The organism is Gordonia sp. NPDC058843, from assembly GCF_042743165.1.
GTDB lineage: Bacteria > Actinomycetota > Actinomycetes > Mycobacteriales > Mycobacteriaceae > Gordonia.
Map to the genome: position 1 here is coordinate 1 of NZ_JBHYNC010000037.1, position 12,900 is coordinate 12,900.

The following is a 12,900-nucleotide window of genomic DNA, read 5'->3' on the forward strand; positions in this document are numbered from 1 at the left end:
CTTCGAGGCTCGTCGCTTGCGCTCCTCGCACCTCAGGGAGCAGGGGTTATGCGGTTCTTTCGGATCAGGGAGCAGATCGGGGCTCCTCGCACCTCAGGGAGCAGATCGGGGCTCCTCGCACCTCAGGGAGCAGAACGGCGCTCCTCGCACCTCAGGAACCAATGGTTCTGCGGGCGACCGCTCAGCGGGCGGGTTCGCAGATGACCACCGGGATCGTACGTTCTGTCCACGCGGCGTAGGTGTCGTAGTCCGCGTAGGTGTCGACCAGATCGGGCCAGAGGTCGGCGCGCTCGGCGTCGGTGGCGGTGCGCGCGACGAGCTCGTACTTCTCCTTACCGAGCTGGATCGTGACCTGCGGATTGTCCCGAAGGTTCAGATACCAGGCGGGATTCTTTGCCGAGCCGCCCTGGGAGGCCACCACCACGAACGAGTCACCGCGCCGCAGGTAGATCAGCGGTGCGGTGCGAGGTTGTCCCGACTTACGGCCGATGGTGGTCAGCAGACACACCGGGGCCGGCTTCCGAAGTCCCGCGCCGACGCGCCAGGTGCCCCCGATGCGACCTCCCGTCGCCTTGTACAGCGCGGTGTTCGCCTTCGAGCCCAGCTTGATGAACTTGCTGACGACCGGCGAATCGAGTTGTGCCGGTTTGTTGTCCGGATCGAAGGCAGGCATCAGATCCGCTCGATGATGGTGCCGGTGGCCATCGCGCCGCCCGCGCACATCGTGACCAGCGCAGTCTGACCGTCGCGACGCTCCAGCTCGTGCAGCGCGGTGGTGATCAGTCGAGAGCCGGTGCTGCCCACGGGATGCCCCAGAGCGATGGCGCCGCCGTTCACGTTGACCTTGTCCAGGTCGGCGCCGTGGACCTGCGCCCAGCTGAGTACCACGGATGCAAAGGCCTCGTTGATCTCGACGATGTCGATGTCGGACAACGACATACCCGACTTGGCCAGGACGCGCTCGGTCGCCTGGACCGGACCGTCGAGATGGAAATGCGGCTCCGAGCCGACGAGCGCCTGCGCCTTGATGCGCGCGCGTGGGGTCAGACCCAGCTCGCGTGCCCTGGACTCGTCCATGATGAGTACGGCTGCCGCGCCGTCGGAGATCTGCGAGGACGTCCCGGCGGTGTGGATACCGCCCTCCAGAACGGGTTTGAGCGTGGACAGTGATTCGAGGGTGGTGTCGCGCAGTCCCTGATCGCGGCTGACGTCCAGGACGTTCCCGGTCAGTTCGCCCTCTTTGGTGCGCTCGGGCGCCTTGAGGCTCAACACCTCGCGATCGAAGCGGCCCTCGTCCCATGCGTGACGCGCGTTCCGCTGACTGCGTTCGCCGAGCGCGTCGATGTCGGCGCGCGTGATGCCTCGACGCTTGGCGATTCGCTCGGCCGCCTCGAACTGGTTGGGCATGTCCACGTCCCACGAATCCGCGTGATAGGGGCCGGCGTTGGTGCCGACGTTTGCGCCGAGCGGGACGACGGACATGGTCTCCACACCGCAGGCGAGGCCGATGTCGATCGCGCCGGCGGCGATGAGGCCGGCGATCAGATGATTGGCCTGCTGTGCCGAGCCGCACTGGGCGTCGATGGTGGTCGCCCCGGTCGCCTCCGGTAGGCCCGCGGACAACCATGCCTTGCGCGTGATGTTCCCGGCCTGGGCGCCCGCCTGGGTGACGCAGCCGCCGATCGCCTGTTCGACGAGCGCCGGGTCGATGCCCGCCTTCTCGAGGAGGCCCCGCTGGGTGATCCCGAGCAGCTCCTCGGCGTGCAGGCCCGAGAGCCAGCCGCCACGCTTGCCGATCGGCGTCCGCGCCGCTTCCACGATGACCGGAACGCCCATGGTCACTCCTTCGTTGGTCCAGTGAACCCCGTTGCGCACGGAGTTGGCCTGTCGACGGGGTGCCGAGGCCGCTGAGTTCACGCTAGAACACGTTCTATGTTTGCGTCTATGGTGGGCCCAGAACCTGTCCCTGGACGCCACCCGGGGGCTCTGCCCGAACGACCGCGTCCGCGCTGCACGATGGCGAATGTGGCCGAGTTCGCGACCGAACGCCGCAGGTGGGGGCCGCGGACGTGCGGCAAAACTAGAACAAGTTCTCATCCGGGGGTGTCGTACGCGTCACAGTGTGCTTGAATGTGATTGAAACAGGTTCTAAATCTCTCAGCGAGGTGGTGTGACGTGACCCAGGCCCAGAGCGCCCCGATCGGCAGCGAGCCGACCCCGGCGGATTCTGCGCGCACGAGCCCTTCCGACGTCGTCGCGAAGTGCCCGTTCATGGAGCAGGAAGGGTGGGATTTCACCAACCCAGACCTGCTCGAGCAGGGAATTCCCGTTCAGGAGTTCGCGCAGCTACGCAAGACCGCGCCCGTCTGGTGGAATGCCCAGGCGTCGGGCAAGGGGGGTGGTTTCCACGACGGCGGCTACTGGGTGATCTCCAAGCACGCCCATGTCCGCGAGATCTCCAAGAACAACGAGGACTGGGAAACCAACGCCAACGGCGTCATCATGCGTTTCGACGACGAGATGACCGCCGATCAGATCGAGATCACCAAGGCGTTGCTGATCAACCACGATCCGCCGGAGCACACGCGTCTGCGCAAGCTGGTCTCCAAGCTCTTCACCCCGCGAGCTGTGCACTCATTGGAAGAGAAGCTCGACGACGCCGCACGCGAGATCGTCGCCCGGGCCGCGGAAAAGGGCAGTGGCGACTTCGTGAAGGACGTCGCCGTCGACCTGCCGCTGCTGGCCATCGCAGACCTGCTCGGCGTGCCGGAGGCGGACCGGGAGAAGCTGTTCGACTGGTCGAACTCGATGATGAACGCGGACGACCCGGATTACACGACGGATCCGCAACAGGCGAACGCCGAGATCCTCGGTTACGGCTACACGATGGCCGAGGAGAAGCGAAAAAACCCCGGCGAAGACATCGTCACCACGCTGGTGAACGCCGACATCGACGGTCAGTCGCTCGACGAGACCGAGTTTGGGTTCTTCTTCATCCTCCTGACCGTGGCCGGCAACGAGACCACGCGTAACGCGATCAGCCACGGGATGAACGCCTTCCTGGACAACCCCGATCAGTGGGAACTGTTCAAGAAGGAGCGTCCGGCGACCGCGGTCGACGAGATCGTCCGATGGGCGACCCCGGTCAACTGCTTCCAGCGGACGGCCAAGCGGGACACGCAGATCGGCGGCGTCGACATCGCCAAGGGTGAGCGCGTCGGCATGTTCTACGGCTCGGCGAACTACGACGAGGACGTCTTCGATGATCCGTTCTCGTTCAACATCATGCGCGACCCCAACCCGCACGTCGGGTTCGGCGGCAACGGTGCCCACTTCTGCGTCGGTGCGAATCTGGCGCGGATGGAGATCAACCTGATGTTCAACGCGCTGGCCGACATGGTGCCCGACATCACGAAGCTCGCCGCACCGCGCCGCCTGCGGCACGGCTGGATCAACGGGGTCAAGGAACTCCGCGTCGACTACGGCACCAAGTGACCGCGGCAGAGGAGGCACCGGCCTACCTCGGGATCGACCGGGAGAACCATCCCGCAGTCGTGGCCGGTCGTCGTTCGCGTGAGTTCGTCGAGTCCCGGGACAAGCAGGCCTGGATCGACAACTTCGCCGTCGACGCCACAGTCGAGGACCCGGTCGGGCCGTCGATGTTCGACCCGGAAGGCGTCGGATTCCGTGGACACGATCAGATCTCCGAGTTCTGGGACAAGTCGATCGGGACGACCGAGAGCATCGAGTTCCGCTTCGACGAGGAGATCATCTGCGGGAACGAGGTGGCCTACATCGGCAGCATCGTGACCCACATCGCCGGTCACGTCTCCGAGGCTCGGGGGGTGTTCACCTACCGCGCCGATGCGGAGGGGAAGCTGTCGGCACTGCGCGCCTTCTGGGAGGTCGAGAAGACGATCAACTCGGTGCGCAAGGCCTGAAAAAGGCCGCAACACAGTCCGCCGCGGGCGGGACAGGTGACATCACCTGTCCCGCCCGCGGCGTTTTCGTGATCCGCCGTTACAGGCCGGGGGTGGCGACGGAAGATGTATCGAGGCGGTTCGCCGACCGCTGCTGTGCCCGCCGATGCGAGAGGTGAGACAACTCGAAGACCGGGGCGATCGACGAGTTCGACGCGGTGTACCGCGAACACGTTGCGAGTGTGTGGCGCTACGTGCGGACGCGCGTGCCGTCGACTGCCGACGCCGATGATGTCACCGGAGAGGTGTTCGCCAGGGCGGTACGTTCCTGGAATCGATTCGACGCAGGGCGGGGCACGATCGGCGCATGGCTGATCGGCATCAGCCGCCACGTCGTCGCAGACTGGTGGTCACGGCAGTCGCGGGAGGTGCCGGTGGCGGAGATTGTCGCCGACGGCGACCGCACCACCCCGCCGCGCGGCGACCCCGAGGCGGCGATGCTGCGGGCGGCCGACGTCGACGACGTCCGCAGCCGGTTGTGGCTGCTGACCGACAGGGAGCGTGAGGCGGTGACCCTTCGATTCGCGACCGAACTGACGTCGGAGGAGATCGGCGCCGCGATGGGTATATCGTCGACCGCCGCTCGGATGCTGGTCCATCGCGGTGTGGCGAAGCTGAGGGAGGTGATGTCGCGATGACATCACGAGACCCCGATGATCGGCGCTCACAGCGCGGGGATGCGTTCGACCCTGCACACGTCGCGGCTGCCGAGCAGCTCGACGATGCGATCTCAGCCGTCCTCGCCGGACGGCAGGGGGCGGGATCGCCGGCTCCGGAACTGCGATGGCTGGCCACGGCGTTTCGCCCGGACCCGCCCGACTCCACCTACGCCGAGGTAGACCGGCGGGTCCGGATGTCGATGACCGCGCAGACGAGTCGCCTGCGCTGGACGGCGGCGCAGGTGGCCGCCGCGGTGCTCGGCGTGATCCTCGTCATCCACGGGATCGGGAACATGGTTGCCGGCGAGTGGATCTCGACGTCGCTCGGCGAACCGTACAACCAGCATGCGATGGTCGACGGGGGGTTGGCGTTCATCGCCCTGGGTGCATCGGTCGCCGTCGCCTCGACACGTCGGCGCTGGCTGCCCGTCGCGGTCATCGTGGGTGTGCCCCTCGGGCTCGTCATGGGTGGGCGTGGTGTTCACGAGATCGGTGTCTTCGCCTGGGGGGCGGTGGCGCACGGCGCGGTCGGTGTGGCCGCGCTGGTGCTGCTGGTCACATATGTCCTGGGCCGGCGTTACAACCGGCGGACGGATCGGGAAGGACGGGTATGAGAGCACTGCATCGAATCCGGAACTATGTACGCGCGATGGGTCGGGCTCGCCGCCATCGCACCGAGCTGGTGGGTCATCTCGCACGACGACCGCTGGTGGCCGGGGCGACGGTCGGCATGGAGAGCGCGATGCTGCTCTCCAACCGGATGGACCCGAAACTGAAGGAGCTGGCCGAACTCAAGACGGCGGGCATGGTCAGCTGCGAGTTCTGCCTCGACATCGGCTCGGCGCTCGCGTCGGGTGCGGGCATCACCGAACAGCAGCTGCGCGATCTGCCCCGCTTCCAGGAGTCGACCGCCTACACCGACCTCGAGAAGCTCGTCATCGGCTATGCCGAGGCCATGACGAGTACGCCGGCCGTCGGCGAGGATCTCGCGGAGCTGCGTCGTCGGCTGGCCGTACATCTGTCGGAGACGCAGATCGTCGAACTCGCCATGACCGTCGCCTGGGAGAACCAGCGGGCACGTCTGAACCAATCGCTCGGCGTTCGGCCCACGGGGATGTCCGACGGCCTCGCCTGTGCTGTACCCGAACACATTTCGTAGCCTTCATGCGCACATGGCGCATGAAGGCTACGAGATCCGCCTCAGTGCAGGGGCTTGTCGGCGCCGACGAGCCACATCGAGAAGTATTGCGAACCACCGCCGTACGCGTGCCCGAGGGCCTTGCGGGCGTCCGGAACCTGGTGGTCGCCGGCCTTGCCCATGACCTGGATGGCGGCCTCGGCGAACCGGATCATGCCCGACGCCCCGATCGGGTTCGACGACAACACGCCTCCGGATGCGTTCAGCGGGATGCGGCCGCCGATCTCGGTGTCGCCGGCCTCGGTGATCTTCCAGCCCTCGCCCTCCGCGACGAAGCCGAGGTTCTCCAGCCACATCGGCTCGAACCAGGAGAACGGCACGTAGATCTCGGCGGCGTCGATCTCCTCGAGCGGGTTGCTGATCCCGCCGGCCTTCCACAGCGCCGCGGCCGCGTCGCGTCCTGCCTGCGGGCTGACGACGTTGCGGTGCGCGTAGGACAGCGGCTCGGTGCGCATCGCGGTGGCGTGGATCCACGCCACCGGATCGCCCCCGGCGGTTGCCGCATCGGCGACCTCTTCGCTTCCGATGACGACCGCGCACGCCCCGTCCGACGATGGGCAGGTCTCGTCATAGCGGATCGGATCCCACAGCATCTGCGAGCTCATGACCTTCTCGACGGTCTGGTCCGGCTGGTGCAGATGAGCAAGCGGATTCAGCGCTCCGTTGCGACGATCCTTGGCGGCGACCATCGCACCGATGTGCTCGGGAGCCCCGGACTGCCGGATGTAGGAGCGCACGTGCGGCGCGAAGAAGCCACCCGCGCCGGCGCCCACCGGCTTGGTGAATGGTACCGGGATCGACAGGGCCCACATCGCGTTGGACTCCGATTGCTTCTCCCAGGCCACGGCCAGCACCCGCTTGTGTACTCCCGCGAAGACCAGCGACGCCGCAACGTTGGCCGTCGAACCGCCGACCGAACCCGCGGTGTGCACTCGGATGAGGCGTTTGCCGACCGCGCCGATGGCCTCGGCCATCGCGAGCTCGGGCATCATCGAACCCTCGAAGAGGTCCGGTGCCTTGCCGATGACGATGGCGTCGATGTCGTCGAGCGACACCTTGGAGTCGAGGAGCGCGGCGTCGATGGCCTCACGGACCATGCCCGCCATCGTGACGTCGGACCGTTTGGCTACATACCGTGTCTGCCCGGTGCCCAACACCGCGGCACGATTGTTGTGTCCCATCAGTTCTCGCCTCCCGAGTTCGTTTGGGCACTCAGGGTGACCACCATGTTCTGTTGCAGGAGCGGACCACTCGACGCATGAGCGACCGCGGTCCCGGCGTTGCCGCCGATGATCTCGTTGGCCGCGTAACCGATGCGCTGCAGACCGGCGGAGAACAGCGAGTTGCCCGCCAGGGAACCGCCGGAGGGATTGATCCGCACCGAGTCGGGCAGACCGAGCGCGTTGCGGACGATGATCTCCTGATGCGTGTACGACGCGTTGATCTCGGCGACGTCGACCGCGCGGCTGCGGCCACCGAATGCGGTGTCGCCGGCCAGCTTCGTCGACGGCGAGACCGTGAGGTCGCGAGCGCCGAAGTTGGGCGTGTCGATGCGGTGGTCCCATCCGGTGACGAAGGCGGGGTTGGCCACCAGCTCGCGGGCTTTGCGTTCGCTGGCGATGACGACCGCGGCTGCGGCGTCGGTGTAGGGCGCGATGTCATGCTGCCGCAACGGGTTCGCGACGTAGTCACGACCGAGGAGTTCGTCGACCGAGCCACCGAAGGTGCGCGCGCCGACCTCGGCCATGTCGGCTTCGGTCCACACGCCCGCGTCGAGACCGGCGCGTGCCTGCAGGGCACCGAGGGAGCGGGCGTCCGGGTGCAGCGGGGCGACGGTGTAAGGATCGGTTTGCAGGGTCAGCGTCTGATCGGCGTTGCCGGCGGTGGCCTTGCCGAAGCCGTAGGCGAGGGCGAGGTCGACCTCGCCCGTCGCGATCTTCACCCAGGCCTCGTACAGCGCCCACGCGCCGTCCATCTCGACGTGTGACTCGTTGATCGGCGGCATGGCGCCGATCGAGTCGATCGCGGAGATGAACGAGAATGCGCGTCCGGCAAGGTAGTCGGAGGAACCGCTGCACCAGAACTCGATGTCGGTGCGGACGATGCCGAGTTCGGCATAGAGCTTGTCGAAGCAGGGGATCAACATCTCGACACCGTTGGTGGTGCCGTGGGAGCCGGCGATGTTGGGGCTGTGCGCGAAGCCGATGATCGCGATTGGTGGCAGTGTCATCAGAGGTGGTCCTTCATCACAGGTGGGCGCGGTAGGTGTCGTACTCGGCGTCGGGCTCGCCGGTGGGCGCGAAGTGGCTGATGTTGCCGATCGAGTATTCCCACTCGTTCTCCGGGAGCCAGACGGCCTTGACGCGCATGCCCATTCGGACGTCGGTGGCCTCGCAGTCCAGGATCAGGTGCAGGAACGGGATGTCGGCGCCGTCGAGGAGCACGTAGGCCGCCACATAGGGCGGCTTGATCCGCTGCCCCTGGAAGGGCACGTTGACGATGCAGAAGGTGGTGACGATGCCGGTGTGGGCCAATTCGACACGCTCGGACGCCGGTGAACCGTCGGCGGGGCTGACCCCACGGGGTGGGAAGTACACGCGTCCGGCGTCGACGCCCGACCCGATGCGGGTGCCGATGAGCTTGCCCGCCTTGAGGCCTTCGAGATAGACGGACTCTTCTTCGTTGGCCGAGTGCGTGATCTCGGTGCTGACCGGGGTGGGGATGATGACGAGCCCCGTCTCGGCGCCCTTGGGGGCATCTGCGGTGTTGGCCGGTGCGGTGGCGGGCTCCTCGCCGGGTGCGAAGTGCGCGATGTCATCGATCCGGCCGATGCGCGCCGCGCCGAAGACCGCGTGAACCCGCATGCCGGTCGACACCTCGTCGGGCGAACCGACCGAAACCGCATGCAGCAGTGTGGTGTCCGCGCCGTCGAGACGGATCAGCGCCCACGCGAACGGGGTGTCCAGTGGTTGGCCCGGCACCGGCTCGGGATTCCACGTCCAGGTGGTCACCGTGCCGACGGTCGACACCTCGACGAACTCGGCGGACTGCGCGCCGGTGACGGGGTCGAATTCGACCGGGGGGACCGAGACCTTGCCGTCACTTCCCTTGGACCCGATGATCCGGCCGTCGCGTAGCGCGAGCGCGAACTGGCTCAGGACCGGGCCCAGCGACCGTGTGTAGTCGAAGGAGTTGGTCAGGGGAGCGGTCAGGATGGGGGACTTCGGCTCGGGCACCTCGGCAACAGGATTCGGGGCGGCCGGCGACGATACGCTCGTGGTCACGTCTTCGAGTAGAACACGTTCTAGTATTGGACACAAGATGCATGTCAGGCCGTGGGAATCTGCGGCCGCACTGGAAAGGGAGTGCCGGTGAAGCTCGGTCTGCAACTGGGGTACTGGGGTGCCGATCCGATTCGAGAAGCGCCGGAGTTGATCGCGGCCGCGGAGGAGTGCGGATTCGACGCCGTGTTCACCGCGGAGTCGTGGGGATCCGACGCGTACACGCCGCTCGCGTGGTGGGGTGCCGCGACCTCGCGCATCCGGCTGGGTACCGCGGTGGCCCAACTGTCGGCCCGCCCACCGACCTCTCTCGCCATGCATGCGCTCACCCTCGACCACCTCTCCGGCGGCCGGCACATCGTCGGGCTCGGGGTGTCGGGTCCGCAGGTGGTGGAGGGTTGGTACGGCGAGCCGTTTGCGAAGCCGTTGGCGCGCACCCGTGAATACGTGCGAGTCGTGCGGGACGTGCTCGCCCGGCAGGACAAGGTGACCAACGCGGGCCCGCACTATCCGCTGCCGTATCCGGGTGACGCACCCGGGGCAACCGGGCTCGGGAAACCCCTCAAGCCGATCACGCATCCGCTGCGCGCCGACCTACCGATCTGGTTGGGTGCCGAGGGCCCGAAAAACGTCGCGCAGACTGCCGAGATCGCCGACGGGTGGCTCGCCATCTTCTTCAGCCTCGGCCTTGCCGACCAGTACAACTCGTGGCTCGACGACGGATTCGCCCGTCCTGGTGCCCGGCGCTCGCGGGAGGATTTCGAGGTGGCCGCGACGGTCCAGGTGGTCATCACCGACGATGTGCCCGCGGCGATCGACCGCTACCGGCCGTCGACCGCCCTGTACGTCGGTGGAATGGGCGCCAAGGAGAAGAACTTCCACGCCGAGTTGTACAAGCGGATGGGTTACGCCGATGCGGTCGACGAGATCGTGAGCCTGTTCCTTGCCGGCAAGAAGGCCGAGGCGATGGCCGCGGTGCCCGACGAGATGGTTCGCGAGACGATGCTCGTCGGCACGGCCGACGAGGTGCGTGCACAGATCAAGGAATGGGAGGCGGCCGGGGTCACGATGCTGATGGTCACCGCCCGCGACAGCGCCACGATCCGGGAGCTCGCAACGCTGGTCTGAACGCGAGATCGCCACCTCCGCGCGGAAATCGCGGCCCTCGGGCTCGCGGCTCGTGTCGGAGGTGGCGATTCGGCAGTGGGTCGACGTCAGGGGGTCATTCCCCGGTGAACTCCGGCGCGCGCTTCTCGGCGAACGCGCGGGGTCCGACCTTGGCGTCCTTCGATTTGAAGACCGAGATCCCGATCTTCGCGTCGAGCTCGAAGGCGTCGAGTTCGTGCAGGCCCTCGGTGTCACGGATGGTCTTGAGGATGCCCTGCACCGCGAGCGGGCCGTTCGCCGCGATCTTCTCGGCCAGGTCGAGCGCCTTGTCGAGAGCGGTGCCGTCGTCGACGACGTGACCGATGAGGCCGTACTCGAGCGCTTCGCGGGCGGTGATGTGGCGACCGGTCAGCAGGATGTCGCAAGCCACGGTGTACGGGATCTGCCGGACGAGCCGAACCGCACTGCCGCCCATCGGGTAGAGACCCCAGCGAGCCTCGGAGACACCGAATTTGGCACTCTCACCGGCGACCCGGATGTCGGTGCCCTGCAGGATCTCGGTGCCCCCGGCGATCGCCGGTCCCTCTACTGCGGCGATGAGCGGCTTGGTGAGGCGGCGTCCCTTCAGCAGGGCCGGCAACGACGCCGGGTTCCACGCACCCGAGTCGACGGTGTCGCCGGGTGCGTTCTTGTTCATGCTCTTGAGGTCGGCGCCCGCACAGAAGTACCCGCCCGCACCGGTGAGGATGGCCACCCGGATGTCGGGGTCGGCGTCGACCTGATCCCACGCCTCGGTCATGATCCGCATCATCTCCGTCGACAACGCGTTGCGCGCCTCCGGGCGGTTCATCGTCACGATGAGGATGTGCCCGCGCTTCTCGATGAGGCACTCGGGCGCCTTCTCGGTGACGGACTCGGCGGGGGTGGTTGTGGTCATCGCTGCACTCCGGTGTCGCTGTGCTGGGGTGGTGTCGCTGTGCTCAGGTGATCGCGGCGGCGAAGATTTGCCGCTTGCCCAGAACGATAACACGTTCTAATTTTGAACCATGGCCTACACGATCGCCGACCTCATCGAGCATGCCGTCGACCTGGTTCCCGAGCGCATCGCGCTCGAGTCCGGAGACCGCACGCGCTCCTACGCCGAACTGGAGGCGCGGTCGAACGCCCTCGCCCACCGACTGCGGGAGCTGGGTGTCCAGCCCGGTGACCGAGTGGGGCTGTACAGCAGGAACACCATCGAGTCGGTGGAGGCGATGGTCGCCATCTTCAAGGCGCGCGCGGTCATGGTCAACGTCAACTACCGCTACGTCGAAGCCGAGCTCGAACACATCTTCACCGACTCGGGGATGAAGGTGCTGATCCACGAGCGCAGCTTCGCCACACGCGTCTGCAACACGTTGCCGAAGTCGCCGGAGCTCGCGCATCGGATCGCCATCGAGGACGGTTCGTCGGTCGACCTGTGCTGTGACGGTCATGGCGACGCCATCCGCTTCGAGGACGCGATCGCGGCGTCGTCGACCGAACGTGACTTCGAGGAACGCAGCGACGACGACCTCTACATGCTCTACACGGGCGGCACCACCGGGAAGCCCAAGGGCGTGGTGTGGCGACAGGTGGACGTGTGGCGTGTTCTCGGCGGTGGAATCGACTGGTACACCAGCGAACCCGTACCCGACGAATGGCATCTCGCCAAGACCGGTGCCGAGGGCGGGCAGCTCGTCCGCTATCCGATCCCGCCGTTCATCCACGGCGGTTCCCAGTGGGCGATCTTCCAGTCTCTGTTCGCTGGTGGAAAAGCTGTGGTGTACCCCGAGTTCAGCGGTTCCGCGGCGTGGGACATCGTCGAGCGGCACAAGGTCAACGTCGTCTTCATCACCGGAGATGCGATGGGACGCCCCATGATCGAGGCGCTCGAGAACGGCGGGGAGCGCGACCTGTCGAGCGTGCTGTCCGTTGCGTCGTCGGCCTGCCTGTTCTCCCCGAGCGTCAAAGAACAGTTCCTGGACCGTTTCCCGAACTCCGTCATCATCGACGCGATCGGTTCGTCGGAGACCGGTTTCGGCGGGATGGGCGTCGTCGCCAAAGGCACTCCGCACACGGGAGGCCCGCGCGTGAAGGCCGACAGCGAGACCCACGTCCTGCGCGAGGACGGCACTCCGGTCGAACCGGGCAGTGGTGAGGTCGGGGTCCTTGCACGGTCGGGCCATGTGCCGCTGCGGTACCACAATGATCCGGAGAAGTCGGCCAAGACGTTCCGCGTCTTCGACGGTGTGCGGTACTCGTTGCCCGGTGACAACGCGGTCCTCGAGGCCGACGGGACGATCACCATGCTGGGCCGCGGGTCGGTGTCGATCAACACCGGCGGTGAGAAGGTCTTCCCCGAAGAGGTCGAGGGCGCGCTCAAAGCCCACCCCGACGTGTTCGACACCGTTGTCGTGGGTGTCGCCGACGATCGGTGGGGCCAGCGGGTCGCCGCGGTCATCGCCACCCGGGACGGTGCGCGACCGTCGCTCACGAGTCTCAACGACGTGGTCCGAAAAGAGCTGGCCGGCTACAAATGTCCGCGCAGTGTGTGGTTCGTGGACGAGATCAAGCGTTCTCCTGCAGGCAAACCCGACTATCGCTGGGGAGCTTCGGTCACCACCGAGCGTCCCGCCGACGAAGCGCTGTAGAGC

At 66.8% G+C, this 12,900-nt stretch carries 13 protein-coding genes; 7 read left to right on the forward strand and 6 right to left on the reverse strand.

The window, feature by feature from the left end:
• Window positions 1–181 precede the first annotated feature (181 nt).
• Both ACFW3F_RS19885 and ACFW3F_RS19890 read right to left on the reverse strand, forming a co-directional pair.
• A complete protein-coding gene (locus tag ACFW3F_RS19885) occupies window positions 182–673 on the reverse strand; it encodes a nitroreductase family deazaflavin-dependent oxidoreductase (protein ID WP_388060426.1) in 492 nt (163 codons plus the stop codon).
• Window positions 673–1,836: a steroid 3-ketoacyl-CoA thiolase gene (locus ACFW3F_RS19890; RefSeq protein WP_388060428.1), complete on the reverse strand. Its 1,164-nt coding sequence runs from the start codon at window positions 1,834–1,836 to the stop codon at window positions 673–675. Before ACFW3F_RS19890 ends, ACFW3F_RS19885 begins: the two co-directional genes overlap by 1 nt.
• Window positions 1,837–2,175: 339 nt before the next feature.
• Between ACFW3F_RS19890 and ACFW3F_RS19895 the strand changes: the two genes are divergently transcribed.
• From ACFW3F_RS19895 to ACFW3F_RS19915, 5 genes are all read left to right on the forward strand, one after another.
• On the forward strand, window positions 2,176–3,495 hold the full coding sequence (locus ACFW3F_RS19895) for a cytochrome P450 (RefSeq protein ID WP_388060430.1): 1,320 nt from the start codon (window positions 2,176–2,178) through the stop codon (window positions 3,493–3,495).
• A complete protein-coding gene (locus ACFW3F_RS19900) occupies window positions 3,492–3,941 on the forward strand; it encodes a nuclear transport factor 2 family protein (protein ID WP_388060432.1) in 450 nt (149 codons plus the stop codon). Before ACFW3F_RS19895 ends, ACFW3F_RS19900 begins: the two co-directional genes overlap by 4 nt.
• A 245-nt stretch (window positions 3,942–4,186) precedes the next feature.
• On the forward strand, window positions 4,187–4,618 hold the full coding sequence (locus tag ACFW3F_RS19905) for an RNA polymerase sigma factor (protein WP_388060434.1): 432 nt from the start codon (window positions 4,187–4,189) through the stop codon (window positions 4,616–4,618).
• Window positions 4,615–5,253, forward strand: a complete 639-nt coding sequence (locus ACFW3F_RS19910; RefSeq protein ID WP_388060436.1) for a hypothetical protein — start codon at window positions 4,615–4,617, stop codon at window positions 5,251–5,253. The genes ACFW3F_RS19905 and ACFW3F_RS19910 overlap by 4 nt, the downstream gene beginning before the upstream one ends.
• Complete coding sequence (locus ACFW3F_RS19915) at window positions 5,250–5,798, forward strand: carboxymuconolactone decarboxylase family protein (protein WP_388060438.1); 549 nt, start codon at window positions 5,250–5,252, stop codon at window positions 5,796–5,798. The genes ACFW3F_RS19910 and ACFW3F_RS19915 overlap by 4 nt, the downstream gene beginning before the upstream one ends.
• A 41-nt stretch (window positions 5,799–5,839) precedes the next feature.
• Here ACFW3F_RS19915 and ACFW3F_RS19920 read toward each other — a convergent pair whose 3' ends face one another.
• Genes ACFW3F_RS19920 through ACFW3F_RS19930 form a run of 3 tightly spaced genes read right to left on the reverse strand, consistent with a single transcriptional unit; the run spans window position 5,840 to window position 9,121 of the window.
• Window positions 5,840–7,018: a thiolase domain-containing protein gene (locus tag ACFW3F_RS19920; protein ID WP_388060440.1), complete on the reverse strand. Its 1,179-nt coding sequence runs from the start codon at window positions 7,016–7,018 to the stop codon at window positions 5,840–5,842.
• The gene (locus tag ACFW3F_RS19925) at window positions 7,018–8,067 is read right to left on the reverse strand and encodes a thiolase domain-containing protein (RefSeq protein WP_388060442.1); all 1,050 of its coding nucleotides are present in this window, start codon (window positions 8,065–8,067) and stop codon (window positions 7,018–7,020) included. The genes ACFW3F_RS19920 and ACFW3F_RS19925 overlap by 1 nt, the downstream gene beginning before the upstream one ends.
• A 16-nt stretch (window positions 8,068–8,083) precedes the next feature.
• Window positions 8,084–9,121 (reverse strand): OB-fold domain-containing protein, encoded by a 1,038-nt coding sequence (locus ACFW3F_RS19930; RefSeq protein ID WP_388060444.1) that lies wholly within the window; start codon window positions 9,119–9,121, stop codon window positions 8,084–8,086.
• 87 nt (window positions 9,122–9,208) lie between these two features.
• On the opposite strand from ACFW3F_RS19930, the gene ACFW3F_RS19935 reads away from it, so the two are divergent.
• A complete protein-coding gene (locus tag ACFW3F_RS19935; protein WP_388060446.1) occupies window positions 9,209–10,246 on the forward strand; it encodes an LLM class F420-dependent oxidoreductase in 1,038 nt (345 codons plus the stop codon).
• A 94-nt stretch (window positions 10,247–10,340) separates the two neighbouring features.
• Here the strand turns inward: ACFW3F_RS19935 and ACFW3F_RS19940 are convergent, their stop codons facing one another.
• Entirely contained in the window at window positions 10,341–11,162 is an 822-nt protein-coding gene (locus ACFW3F_RS19940) for a crotonase/enoyl-CoA hydratase family protein (protein ID WP_388060448.1), read from the reverse strand.
• Window positions 11,163–11,271: 109 nt separating this feature from the next.
• Here ACFW3F_RS19940 and ACFW3F_RS19945 point away from each other — a divergent pair, with 109 nt between their 5' ends.
• A complete protein-coding gene (locus ACFW3F_RS19945) occupies window positions 11,272–12,897 on the forward strand; it encodes an acyl-CoA synthetase (protein ID WP_388060450.1) in 1,626 nt (541 codons plus the stop codon).
• The last annotated feature ends 3 nt before the right edge of the window (window positions 12,898–12,900 follow it).

Bases quoted from the DNA above. Each gene is read 5' to 3' on its own strand.
- ACFW3F_RS19885 (WP_388060426.1), bottom strand. From the start codon at position 673: ATGCCTGCCTTCGATCCGGACAACAAACCGGCACAACTCGATTCGCCG.
- ACFW3F_RS19890 (WP_388060428.1), bottom strand. From the start codon at position 1,836: ATGGGCGTTCCGGTCATCGTGGAAGCGGCGCGGACGCCGATCGGCAAG.
- ACFW3F_RS19910 (WP_388060436.1), top strand. From the start codon at position 4,615: ATGACATCACGAGACCCCGATGATCGGCGCTCACAGCGCGGGGATGCG.
- ACFW3F_RS19915 (WP_388060438.1), top strand. From the start codon at position 5,250: ATGAGAGCACTGCATCGAATCCGGAACTATGTACGCGCGATGGGTCGG.
- ACFW3F_RS19920 (WP_388060440.1), bottom strand. From the start codon at position 7,018: ATGGGACACAACAATCGTGCCGCGGTGTTGGGCACCGGGCAGACACGG.
- ACFW3F_RS19925 (WP_388060442.1), bottom strand. From the start codon at position 8,067: ATGACACTGCCACCAATCGCGATCATCGGCTTCGCGCACAGCCCCAAC.
- ACFW3F_RS19940 (WP_388060448.1), bottom strand. From the start codon at position 11,162: ATGACCACAACCACCCCCGCCGAGTCCGTCACCGAGAAGGCGCCCGAG.
- ACFW3F_RS19945 (WP_388060450.1), top strand. From the start codon at position 11,272: ATGGCCTACACGATCGCCGACCTCATCGAGCATGCCGTCGACCTGGTT.